An 11977-nucleotide genomic window follows, 5' to 3' on the forward strand; every position below is an offset into this window, starting at 1 on the left:
AAATGAAGCGGGGCTTTTTTTCGTTAAAATTTAGCTTATACCAATCCGCAAAAATACTTAATCATTTTGAGTGATCAAACCAGTCGCTACCTGCGTTAAAAATTTCTGATTTACGACTGCATGGATGCAGGAGGTAGAGCAATGCAGGAGCAATTGCCGAGCACAACTAAATAACTAAATTTTTGCCTTGTTATCAACGCGGTTTTATTGCCTCAAAATAGACCACTTAATTAAGCGGAATGGTATTAATCAAGTCTAAAGCGATTTACCACATCGCTTAGTGCTTGTGAGCTTTGTTTTAAGCTTTCACTGGCATCTGATAGCCCTTGGGTATTTGATAGTGACTGTTCGGTTGATTGTGACAGCTCATTGATACGTAAGTTAACTTCATCTGCCGCACTCGTTTGTTGTTCTGTGGCGCGGGCTATTTGGCTATTCATATCTTTAATAATTGTGACCAAACGCTCAATTTCACTGAGTGAGCTGCTTGCTTCACCTGCTTGTAAGACGGTTTCGCTCGACAGTTGTTGACTGGCAGATACCGCATCAACCGCAGCTTTAGCGCCTGCTTGTAACTTACTGATCATGGCCTGAATTTCATCAGTACTTTTACCGGTACGGCTAGCCAGTGTACGCACTTCATCGGCTACGACAGCAAAGCCGCGCCCTTGCTCTCCCGCGCGAGCCGCTTCAATCGCGGCATTAAGCGCAAGTAAGTTTGTTTGCTCTGCTATGCTGCGAATAACATCCAGTACAGAGCCTATATTGTTACTCTCTGCTGCAAGGTCAGTGGTTACCTTACTAACCTGCTCAATATTATGCGACAGAGTTTCAATAGCGGTAATGGTTTTGTTGAGCACCTGTTTACCGGTTGAAGCATTTTGCGCCGCGTCGTTTGCTGCATGCTCAGCTTGATCTGCATTTTGGCTAACATCATGAATTTGATGAGTCATTTCTTCCATTGCGGTGGCAACTTGTGTTGAGCTGTCATTTTGCAGTTCAATAAAAGAATGATTGGTTTTAGTGGCATCATCCACATTGTGGGCGTACTGATTGACCTGTTGAGCATTTTGCGCGACTTGCTTGAGTGACTCTCGCATTTTTGCAGTGTATAGGTTGAAGTAACGCGATAGCCGAGAGACCTCATCATTGCCGTTTTCATCAAGTTGTTGGGTTAAATCACCTTCACCTTGCGAAATGTCTTTCATCATATCAGCAGCCAATTGAGTTGGTCGTAATATACTATTTGCAATTAAATAACTGAGCGCAATTAACAGACCAATAATAACCACCGCAGTGATAATGACGTGATTTCGTAGTGAAGCAAATGCATCTTCAATGGTGTCAATGTAGACACCCGAACCAATAATCCATTGCCATGGTGTGAAACCCTTAACATAGGCAATTTTATCAACGGGTTGATCCTTTCCAGGCTTAGGCCATTTGTATGGAACAAACCCTTCGCCTTGTCGTTTAACCACGTTCACCATGTCAACAAACAGGTGTACCCCGTCGGGGTCTTTATTGTTGGCAAGTGATTTACCTTCAAGCTCTGGTTTGAATGGGTGCATAACCATCGCAGGTTGATAGTCGTTTATCCAAAAGTAATTGCTTTTGTCATAGCGAAGTGCAGCGATAGTATCCAGCGCAGCTTGTTTTGCTTGTTGTTCACTGAGTTTACCTTGTTGGAATAAAGCATAATTGTGTTCAATAATGCTGTGGGCTGACTCCACTAGGTTTTGAGTTTTGGTGTATTGTTCTTGTTCTAAAGAATCATATTGCTTCATTAAGCTTGAGATACTTAAAAAGATCAATCCAACCACCACTACACTAACCAACATGGCAAGGCGTTGTAAGATTGTAAAACGGCGTAAGTAGTTCATGTGTATTCCTTGGTCATGCTTGTCTAAAAGCAATATGTTAAGTGTAGTTAAAACAGGTATTAAATCTAGTTGTGGATGGAATACATTGAGACAAAAAAAAGGCTGATTAGACAATCAGCCTTTAGTCTAAGTTACCGAATTTAAATTTAACTATTGTACGTTAAAGTGACGGTTGAAAAAGCTTGTGATAGTTTGGTGCAAGTGTGTTTGCACACTCTTACCACGTAAACTGTGCTTAGAACCTGGGTACGTCATCATCTCAAACTGCTTTTCTTGATCTTGCAGTTGTTTAAATAACTTCGTGGCGTGAGTAAATAACACGTTGTCATCAGCCATGCCGTGGTAAATCATTAGCGGTCCTTTTAAGCCTTCAGCATAAGGAAAAACGGCACTTGCTTCGTAGCCTTTTGCATTTGTTGCAGGGTGGCCTACGTAGCGTTCTGTGTAGTGTGTGTCGTAAAGTGCCCAGTCGGTCACTGGCGCGCCCGATACACCCGCTTTGAAATAATCACCGGCTTTAAACATGGTCATCAGTGCCATATAGCCACCGTAACTGTGACCGTAAATACCTATGCGCTCAGGATCAACGTAATCAAGAGTGCGTAAGAACTCAACCCCTTTAATTTGGTCAGCGACTTCAGCAACCCCTAAGTGTTTATAGATAACGTCTTCAAACTTTTTACCACGGTTGTAAGAACCACGGTTATCGAGTTGAAAAATAACGTAGCCTTGCTGTGCCATGTATTGGAAATACAAGTTTTTGCTGCGCCAGCTATTTGTCACTCGTTGGGCATGTGGGCCGCCGTATACGTTTACAATAACAGGGTGCTTTTTACCATCTTGATAGTTAGTCGGCTTGAATAAACGGTAATGCATTATTTGGCCGTCTTCAGCTGTTAATGTACCGTATTCAGGAGTGATTAAATCGTCTAAGTACGGTGTAAGTGGATGCGACTTATCGAGTTTGTTTTCTTCAAGCCAGGTAATAAACTCGCCGTTAATTTTACGAAGTGCGGCTGAACCTGGTTTATTAACCGATGAGCTGTTGTCGATAAAGGTTTTATTATCTTTGGCGATAACCACATTATGATAAGCACCGAGCTCTGTTATGCGCTTAATATCCCCTTTTTTGAATAACGGTGCACTGTATAAATGGCTTTCAAGATCGGTGTCTTTACGCGCTGCAAAATACACAATGCCTTTTTTCTCATCGATTCCTTTTAAGCTATCAACCACCCAGTCACCTTGCGTGATTTGGCGGATCATTTCGCCATTTGTGCGGTACAAATAAAGGTGTTTAAAGCCGTCACGTTCAGAGGCCCACACGAAGTGTTTTTTATCGTTTAGGAACTGTAGATCAAAGTGTAAGTTAATCCATGTATCGCTTGTTTCTGTTAGGGAGACCTTTTGCTTTTTCGTTTCACTGTTGTAAAAACGCAGCTCTAACGTTTGCTGTGAGCGGTCTTGCCATTGATAAGATAGCGTTTTGTTATCTTTTAACCAGTTGGCGCGAGCAATGTAGATATCTTCGTCTTCGCCTAAATCAACCCAATCAGTTTGTTGGTTGTTAATGCTAACAACACCGAGTTTAATTTTAACGTTGTCTGTACCCGTGAACGGGTAACGCTGGTTGAAAAGCTTTACTTCATCAGCGTAAATTTCGTTTCGAATCGCTTCTTTTACAGGGCTTTCATCGACACGCGTATAGGCAATTTTTGTTTCATCACCTGACCACCAGTAGCCCGTCATGCGGCCCATTTCTTCTTGAGCCACGAATTCAGCCATGCCGTTTTTAATAACGCCACCGCCGTCTTTACTTAACTGGATTTCTTGACCCGTTTTTAAGTTCAGTGCGTAAAGGTTTTGCTCGCGAATAAACGATACAAAATGACCTTTCGGTGAAAAACGTGCATCGGTTTCGAATGCTTCGGTATCGGTCAGTTTGCGGCTTTTAGCTGAGGCAAGTTCGTAGTAATAAAGGTCGCCATTCAGTGGGAAAAGCAGTGCTTTACCATCTTTTGACCATTTATACTCTAAAATCCCTTTACCAAAGATACGCTGACGCTCACGTCGTGCTTTTTCTTCATCTGATAGGTTTTCTGGGCCTGAGAATAGTGCCGCAGAGTCAACTAATAAGCGGTTTTTGTTATCTTTTAAATTGTATTCCCACAAGTCATAACGGTTGTAGTCGTCGGTTTTACCTTGTAAGTAGGTAACGCGGCTACCATCGGGTGAGAATTTAAGTTGTACAGGTGCTTTACCTGCTAAACTAGGATCGTCAAAAATACGCTCTAGTGATAGTGGTTCAGCATTCACACTCAGTGCTGTTGCCACTATTGGTAAGGCAAGTGAGAGAGATTTAATTTTTTTTAGCACAGGGGTACCTTCGCTCGAATAAAAACTGCCACGATGTTAATGGTAAGCTTAGGCAACTGCAACTAAATGCTATAAAGTAGCAAGGGTACAACTTAGATTTAAGGACTTATTGATGAAAAATGCTGATATGCCATTTTCCTTGGCACCTGAATTACAGCGTGATTGTATTGAATTAGCAGATTGGCCACTGTGTAAAGTATTGCTAATGAATGACAGCCAATATCCGTGGTTTATTTTAGTCCCGAGAGAAGCGGGTTTAAAAGAAATTATCGACCTTTGTGAAGCGCAGCAAGTGACACTTTTACGCGAGTCGGCCAAACTAAGTAAATTATTACAGCAGGTTTTTAATCCAGACAAGCTCAATGTGGCTGCTTTGGGAAATATGGTGCCACAACTGCATATTCATCATATCGCACGCTTTAAAACAGATGCTGCTTGGCCTGCACCTGTGTGGGGTAAGTTACCGGCGGTTCCGTATTCTGATGAGCAGATTACTTCGCTTAAAGCGTATTTTTAAACGGTGAATATCGAAAATATAGTCCAGCAAATATGAAAAAGTGGCACGTTAGCGCGGCAATAATAACACGTTGTTTTTTTGTGACGATGTTATCTTTGAGTGCCTTTGAGAGTGTGGCAAAAAGTTATTATTTTGTAGGAAGTCATTTTCCTGCCATTTTAGAACAGGATCAGCACGGTTCTCCTACAGGACTCGGAGCTGACATCGTTTATGAAATAGGCAAGCGATTGGGGCATACTATTGTGATTGATATTATGCCGCTTAAACGGGCTTTAAAAATGGTTGAGCAAGGTGATGCCGATGCCATTATTGGCCCTTATAAATCGTTTCAGCGTAACCAATACATGCTCTTTAGTGCATTACCCTTTTATGAAGACCCTATTGTTTTTTATACCAAACCGAATAATGAAGTTACTTGGCGAGGAAACTTCGCCAGTTTAAAAAAAGATGCAATAGGGGTTATTCGTGGCTGGGATTATGGGGTTGAATTTAAGCGCCATGAATCGAGTTTACTGTTATCAGAAGTCGCCAATGTGCGGGCAAGTTTTTTACAATTAATGTATGACAGGGTTGATTTAATTCTAACTCACCCCCGCGCAGCAAGGCCGGTGATAGAAAGTTTGGGTATTGCCGATAAGGTGATCATACTTTCTCCTATTTTAACGGTTAATCAAGGTTATTTTGGTTTTACTAAGCAGCGAGATTTAGCGCAATTTATTGATGAGTTTAATGCTGAGTTTCAAAAAATGTTGCTAAATGGGGAAATCGTAAAACTAAACAATAAATATGGGCTGAGCTTTGTGGCGCATTAATGACTGTTGTTTAAGCATAAAAAAACGCTGCTCGAAAGCAGCGTTTTTTGTTTAAACTCGTTATTACTCAGATGAGAGTGCGTTTAGTTTAAACCTAATACCTCTTTACCTTGTTTAAAGGTCACATCAACAGGGATGTTTGCTTGGCTTAGCTTTTCTAAATCTTTAGCAAGCTCGGCTTTAATTTCACCATGAGTCGCGATTAATTGGTCGACTTTTTGATAATCGCCGTCACCTTGAATCGTTAAGATAAGGCGCGATAGTTTTGCCATCGCTAAGCTCATTTTTTCCATATTTACGCTGTATAAGCCATCTGCATTTTTAGAAAATGCACCTTCTTCGGCAAAAAAGTTAAAACGGATCATGTTTGCTTTACCATGTGCACTTGATGCACCAAAACGCACTGAGCGGAATATACCAGCCATAAAGGTGATGTAGTAATCTTCTAGCGTACCGTCAGTGATTTCACCTTTTTTAAGTAACTGCTCAACCATGTAAAGACCAAGGATATCTGCTTTACCTTCTTCAAGCGCGCTGGCATGCTCTTGCAGTGATTGACGCACAGTCCCTTTGTTGGTGATGGTGTTTTTAATTCCTAAGCCATGTGCGACTTCGTGGAACATGGTGTTTGCAAAAAACGCATCAAAGGTGATGTGTTTACGCTGCTCAGGCACAATTAATTGCTCTGAAATTGGCACTAAGATTTTGTCGAATTTAGCGCGCATCGCGTTTTTAAGCTGTAAACGGCGGGTGCCTTTTTCAAGCTGTACTTGCTCATCATTAGGCAAGTTAATAGCAATTGTTTTGCTGCCGGCATTTGAGTGGCCCGCATAGTAAACAACATCATATGCATTAAGGTCAGCGTCTGAACCCGGTACTTCTTGCTTGTACTTATCGTCTACGGGTAAGCCTTTTTGTAGCTCTGGTAAGAAAGCTGCAAACTTAGCTAAACGCTCACTCCACGCAAGGTCTTTAATTAATACGTAAGACTCATAAGCGGCACGGTAACCAAAGAGTTGATCTTCGTAGGTTTCGATTGGACCAATAACAACATCAATTGGGTTGTTTTTCATGTCCATCCATGCGAAGTCAGAGGGTTGGAAGTTATCACTAACAAGTGCATCAGCACGCATGCTTAAGTAGTTTGCAAATTCTTTGTCATCGGCGAGTTTACTTGCTTCACGGAGTAAGTTTGCCGCTTTTTCTAGTTCCTGTGCGTATTCTACTGAGTAAGCCACGCTGTATAGTTTGCCATTTTCATCACGTTTAATAACTGAATAAAGGCCTGTTTTATCTTCAACTGTTGCGTTGTTTAACTCTTCTTTAGTGATATCGCTTGGGTAAAACTCTGCGCCAAGTGGTTTTTCTTCATAGCCAGATAAGAACACCTGATCGCCGTTTAAACGGTCCCATGGGCCGTAGTTGATATCTGCAAATTTTTGCACTTTTTCGTCATTAATTTTTGCCAAAAATGCTTCTTTGTTTTCACCAAATGCTTGACGCCAAAATAATGCATCCATGATTTTTGATGCGTCAATAAGTTTGCCAACCATTTGCTTTTGGTTATCGCTTAAGTGGCTCAAGTCTGAGGTTAATGTAAAGTCTGTATAGATATCTAAGCGGTTTCTGTCTGCATTGATTAGTTGCGGATTATTTTCTTCAGTATTTTGAGTCGTTTGCTCTGCAGCAGGCTTTGTTTGAGAAGGGGTCGCTTGTTGGTCAGAACATGCACCTAGAAAAACTGCACCAGATAAGATAAGTGCGTGGCTAATTTTATTTAATGTCATTTTTTTGCCCGTTAAAAAGAGAGAGTCGTTGCTTTGAAAATAAATGTGTAAGCATTAAAGCAAACCTAACATATAAATGGCAAGTTTACTGCGCAGTATGTGATTTTAAGCAATTAAATCGGTGTCTTAAAATATAAAAGTAGATTATTACTGTGAATTTCTTAACTTTAGCGCTAACTTAGACAATACTAAAACAATAATTAATCTAACAATGTCAGTCATTAGTTTGGTTTTATAAAAGCAAGCTAATTCAAGAGGATGGCAAAGATATGTCAACAGAAAATGCACTACTGACCATTTTGGTCGACCGAATTAATAATGACACCCTAGTGTTGCCTACTTTACCTGAAGTGGCTGTAAAAGTCAGACAAGCTGCAGACAATCCTAATGTCAATTTGATGCAAATGGCCGATGTGATTTCACACGACCCCGCGCTTTCTGCCCGCATGATTAAGGTGGCGAACAGTGCCTTTATGGGGCGCTCGGTTAAGGTGACAAACCTACACCAAGCTGTAACGCGGATAGGTTTACGGCAAATTAAAAACATTGCAACGGCCATGGCAATGGAGCAACTGTTTGTATCGCACAATGAGTTAATTAAAGGCTACATGGACAAAGCGTGGCAAAAAACGCTGAAGGTGGCTTGTCACTCAATTACCTTAATGGATTTTTTCCTACGTGATAATAAGAAGACGTCATTAAATCGCGACACCATTACGCTAGCGGCTTTAGTGTATAACATTGGCGTGTTACCCATATTAACGGAAGCCGAAAAACACCCCGAAGTATTTGCGAACCCCAGCTTTCTTGCGCATGCAATTCAAAAATTGGGAGGCAAAGTAGGGGGAGCGATTATGCGAGCGTGGGGCTTCACTGATGAATTTGTTGAAGTTGCTGAGAGCTGGGCAAACCCTAACTATCGTCCTGAGCATATTTGCTATGTTGACTTTATTCGCATAGGCGCGATCTTAGAGGGGATCCTGCAAGTATCAGATAAGTCTTCAGCATTACAGACCTATTTAGATAAAGGTGTTATTTCGTCACTTGATATGTTTAATTCAGATGAATATCACGACATGTTAAATGATGTAAAAGCGGTGTTTACTGAATAACGCATTAAAAAGCGCAGATTACGACTAATCTGCGCTTTTAGTGTCAACAAGCTGATTATAAATCGCTTGCATCTCCTAATCCTTGAGTTAGTTCTTCAAGTAATTGCTTAATTTCTTCAGATGCTAAAATGAAGTCTGCATCTAATTTTACGGCCATATCTTCTTTAGGGATATCGGCGTTTTCTTCTTTAAGTGTTTCTGAGTAGCTTAGTCGTTTTATTGACCCATCGTTTTGCAGCATGAACTTAACTCGCTCTTGCCAATCAAGTGCAAGCTTAGTCACGCGCTTGCCATTTTCTAGATGCGATTTCACTTCATCACACGATAAATCATGGCCTTTAAGTTTAACCTGTGCGCCACTATCGTCTGCTTCTTCAAGTTCTGCATCGTTGCCAATAGCGAACCCCTCAGGCGCATTAAATTGTGTTAGCCAATCGGTTAGAAACACATCCAGATCATAGTTTGCAAATGCGGGCACTACAGGTAACGACCCTAACGATTTACGTAACAAGGCAAGAAGTTCTTCGGCTTTGTTAAAACTACCACTGTTAACAACCACCCAGCCATTTTTTTGGTCAATAAATGCAAACTGTAAGCTCGACTTTTTGAATGCTTGAGGAAGTAGGGTATGCAGAATATTTTCTTTTAGTTCGTCTTTTTCTTTTTTCTTAACTGGGCGGTTTTCTTCCGCTTCAATCTGCTCTACTTTTTCAGCAACCAGTTCGTTAATAACCGCAGCGGGTAATACTTTTTCTTCACGTTTTGCGCACACTAAAATGCTATCTTGAGAAAAGTGCGATAGGGTTTGACCATGTTTACCAAAGGCTTTGGTCCAACCAAACGTTGATAACTCTTGACCACCACATGAGCGAAACAGGTCTTGTTCTAGGGCTTTATCGAAGTCTTCTTGGTTGTATGATACGTCTTGTTTAAAACGGTAACAGATAAGGTTACTAAACCACATAATTAGGCTAATCCTTTCATTAAATTTGCCCAATCATAGCAATAAAAAAGTGATGCCGAAATGAATGATTTCGGCATCAGGGGGTTTTGTTTATGTATTAAACATTGAAAGTGGCTTTGGCATGTTTTTAGGGAAACTAATGTGGTAATGCAAGCCTTGTCCAGGCTCGCTTGTTACTTCTATATCGCCACTGAGCGTTTGTTTTACTAAGTTAAAAGTAATGTGTGTGCCTAAACCGCTGCCGCCTTGGTCGCGCTTGGTAGTAAAAAATGGGTCAAATAGCTTTTCTAACTGCTCTTGAGTTACACCATTACCGTTATCTTTAAAGTCGATGATAACCTCATCGTCTTCTTCTTTTATAACAATCTCTATGATGCCGCTTTCTATGCCTTCGAAACCGTGAATGAGTGAATTCATGATTAAGTTAGTGAAAATTTGACTAATTGCCCCCGCAGGTAAATTGAGTGTTAAGTCTTCAGGACAATCTAGGTTTATATGGTGCGATGTTTTTTTAAGTTTAGGGTGTAACGAGCGGATCACCTCGCCTAAATACTCTTTAAAATTAATTGTACGCACCGCTTCACTGGCTTGGTCTACCGCGATTTGTTTGAAGCTGGCGACCAGCTCAGAAGCACGGTCTAAATTACTGGTTAATAAGCTGGTGCTTTGTTTTGCGTCGTTTATAAACTCTTCTAATGCTTTCGGCGAAAGGGTTTTGTCTTTATAGGCTGCTTCAATTTGATTCAGGCGCTCTTGTAAAAAAGAGGTCGCTGTAACACCAATACCAATCGGGGTGTTTACATCATGAGTAATACCGGCAACAAGCCCGCCTAATGCGGCCATTTTCTCTGAGCCTACTAACCGCTCTTGGGCCATGTTCAGTTCATCAAGGTAACGCTGTAGTTCAGTTTGCTTTGTTATGAGCTCTTGTTCGGTTTGTTTACGTAAATCGATTTCTTCAGTTAAGGTGAACTTTTGCTTTTCTAGCTCGTATTTTTGTTGCTGTAAGTCCATCATTGCTTGGCTCAAGTTTGATGTCTTACGAGCGACTTCCTGCTCTAGTTGCAGGTTTTGTTGATCCAGTTTTTCGTTGCTTATCAGTAATTCTTTTTGTGTATGTTCAAGCTCTTCTCGGTACAGTACCACTTTATCAATCAGGCGATTAAATGACTCTTCCATCACTTTTAATTCGTTATGCTCACTGGTTTGAATGTCGATATGGCGACCTTCTAAATCATTGAGTTCAAGATCTTCTATTTGTTCTGTGAGCTGGGCTAAGGGTTCTGTTAACTGTTTTCTAAAGGCAATTAAGAATAGGATGATCAAAAATGTTGTTTTGATCATCGCATTACCGATTAAGAAATAAATCGAGATCATAATACGGCTAAATACGACGTCTCGGCTTGAAAATAGGGTGACATCACCCACTTGGGTGGCTCTGCCTGAAAACTCAAAAATCAGCGGGAAAGTGTAACCAAATAAACCTGACGGGGTGTCTTCAATAATCGCCTCTTCTTGCACTAGCTGCTGACTGTATAACTCATGTATGTCTAAAGAGCGCCCTAATTGTGATAACACTTCACCACTGTCATCTCGCACAATAATGCCTTCAATCATAGGGATCGCAAGTAACCCCTCAGCTGTGGTGATCGTTTGCTTAGTGTTCAGCTCCCAAATGGCGCGTGTGAGGCTGCGACTGAATGTTTTTTGCAACGTGGTTAATTCATCGCGAATGTAATCCTTGGTATTAACGTACTCAGCAATAACCTGCCCACACGTAACGACAAACGTTAATAAAAAATAAACCGAGAGCACACTGGTTAATAATTTTTTTGACAGGCTTTTTTGTAGCATGGATTATCCATAGCTCCTTGGTGAGATTTGTAATACATTCAGCTAAATCTAAAGTTAGCTAATAAATGATTAAAAATAAATAAATATATCCTTTTTTACGGGATCATTTACAGATTGTAACTAAATCATGAAAAAACTTGACCTTACTGCCTTTTAAAAAGTGTGATATAAAATTAGTCATCTTTAATTTATCCTCTATTAACGCTGTGTTTGCAACAGCGAAGATGTATATTTCATGAGTAATTCTAATTTTTCAGTGCTTGTCTGTGATGATTCAAACGTTGCCCGAAAACAGGTCGTACGCTGTTTAGGTGACTGCATCAGTGCCGACATTAAACAAGCCAGTAACGGCCGTGAGGCACTTGCTTTATTGCGGCAGCAAAACTTTGATTTGCTTTGCCTCGACTTAACCATGCCAGAAGTTGATGGTGTTGCTGTACTTGAAACGATTAAAGCCGAAAAAATAGAGTGTTTTGTGTTGGTTATTTCGGCGGATATTCAAACAGAAATGAAGCAACGAGTCGCAAAACTTGGTGCCATTGATTTTATTGATAAGCCGATAGAACTTGTCCGCTTAAAAACAACTTTGCATAAATTTGGTATTCATTAAGTCTTTATATAACCTAATTGCATAATTTATCTTTTTATTAAGGGTTGACAGACTGGCTGTTT

General features: G+C 40.7%; 9 protein-coding genes. 4 read left to right on the forward strand and 5 right to left on the reverse strand.

The window, feature by feature from the left end; translation table 11 throughout:
• Nucleotides 1-245: 245 nt before the first annotated feature.
• The gene (locus JIG41_RS17770) at nt 246-1883 is read right to left on the reverse strand and encodes a methyl-accepting chemotaxis protein (RefSeq protein WP_036966284.1); all 1638 of its coding nucleotides are present in this window, start codon (nt 1881-1883) and stop codon (nt 246-248) included.
• A gap of 150 nt (nt 1884-2033) precedes the next feature.
• Nucleotides 2034-4259, reverse strand: a complete 2226-nt coding sequence (locus JIG41_RS17775; RefSeq protein WP_075594056.1) for a S9 family peptidase — start codon at nt 4257-4259, stop codon at nt 2034-2036.
• Between the two features lie 112 nt (nt 4260-4371).
• Here JIG41_RS17775 and JIG41_RS17780 point away from each other — a divergent pair, with 112 nt between their 5' ends.
• Together JIG41_RS17780 and JIG41_RS17785 are read left to right on the forward strand one after the other, a co-directional pair.
• A complete protein-coding gene (locus JIG41_RS17780) occupies nt 4372-4776 on the forward strand; it encodes an HIT domain-containing protein (RefSeq protein ID WP_036966288.1) in 405 nt (134 codons plus the stop codon).
• An 86-nt stretch (nt 4777-4862) separates the two neighbouring features.
• The gene (locus tag JIG41_RS17785) at nt 4863-5588 is read left to right on the forward strand and encodes an ABC transporter substrate-binding protein (protein ID WP_227006813.1); all 726 of its coding nucleotides are present in this window, start codon (nt 4863-4865) and stop codon (nt 5586-5588) included.
• 83 nt (nt 5589-5671) lie between these two features.
• Here JIG41_RS17785 and JIG41_RS17790 read toward each other — a convergent pair whose 3' ends face one another.
• Nucleotides 5672-7375, reverse strand: a complete 1704-nt coding sequence (locus tag JIG41_RS17790; protein ID WP_065979727.1) for a dipeptidyl-peptidase 3 family protein — start codon at nt 7373-7375, stop codon at nt 5672-5674.
• Nucleotides 7376-7644: 269 nt separating this feature from the next.
• Between JIG41_RS17790 and JIG41_RS17795 the strand changes: the two genes are divergently transcribed.
• Nucleotides 7645-8487: an HDOD domain-containing protein gene (locus JIG41_RS17795; RefSeq protein WP_036966295.1), complete on the forward strand. Its 843-nt coding sequence runs from the start codon at nt 7645-7647 to the stop codon at nt 8485-8487.
• Between the two features lie 55 nt (nt 8488-8542).
• Here JIG41_RS17795 and rdgC read toward each other — a convergent pair whose 3' ends face one another.
• Nucleotides 8543-9451, reverse strand: coding sequence for a recombination-associated protein RdgC (gene rdgC, locus JIG41_RS17800; RefSeq protein ID WP_036966297.1), 909 nt, complete (start codon nt 9449-9451; stop codon nt 8543-8545).
• Nucleotides 9452-9541: 90 nt separating this feature from the next.
• A complete protein-coding gene (locus tag JIG41_RS17805; protein ID WP_036966299.1) occupies nt 9542-11305 on the reverse strand; it encodes a sensor histidine kinase in 1764 nt (587 codons plus the stop codon).
• A 235-nt stretch (nt 11306-11540) separates the two neighbouring features.
• On the opposite strand from JIG41_RS17805, the gene JIG41_RS17810 reads away from it, so the two are divergent.
• Complete coding sequence (locus JIG41_RS17810; protein WP_036966301.1) at nt 11541-11915, forward strand: response regulator; 375 nt, start codon at nt 11541-11543, stop codon at nt 11913-11915.
• The last annotated feature ends 62 nt before the right edge of the window (nt 11916-11977 follow it).

The sequence above is a fragment of the Pseudoalteromonas sp. bablab_jr011 genome (assembly GCF_016464045.1).
Taxonomy (GTDB): domain Bacteria; phylum Pseudomonadota; class Gammaproteobacteria; order Enterobacterales; family Alteromonadaceae; genus Pseudoalteromonas; species Pseudoalteromonas lipolytica.

Excerpts from the sequence above, each read along its gene's own strand:
- JIG41_RS17795 (WP_036966295.1), top strand. The coding sequence starts at position 7,645 with ATGTCAACAGAAAATGCACTACTGACCATTTTGGTCGACCGAATTAAT.
- rdgC (WP_036966297.1), bottom strand. The coding sequence starts at position 9,451 with ATGTGGTTTAGTAACCTTATCTGTTACCGTTTTAAACAAGACGTATCA.
- JIG41_RS17805 (WP_036966299.1), bottom strand. The coding sequence starts at position 11,305 with ATGCTACAAAAAAGCCTGTCAAAAAAATTATTAACCAGTGTGCTCTCG.
- JIG41_RS17790 (WP_065979727.1), bottom strand. The coding sequence starts at position 7,375 with ATGACATTAAATAAAATTAGCCACGCACTTATCTTATCTGGTGCAGTT.
- JIG41_RS17785 (WP_227006813.1), top strand. The coding sequence starts at position 4,863 with ATGTTATCTTTGAGTGCCTTTGAGAGTGTGGCAAAAAGTTATTATTTT.
- JIG41_RS17810 (WP_036966301.1), top strand. The coding sequence starts at position 11,541 with ATGAGTAATTCTAATTTTTCAGTGCTTGTCTGTGATGATTCAAACGTT.
- JIG41_RS17770 (WP_036966284.1), bottom strand. The coding sequence starts at position 1,883 with ATGAACTACTTACGCCGTTTTACAATCTTACAACGCCTTGCCATGTTG.
- JIG41_RS17780 (WP_036966288.1), top strand. The coding sequence starts at position 4,372 with ATGAAAAATGCTGATATGCCATTTTCCTTGGCACCTGAATTACAGCGT.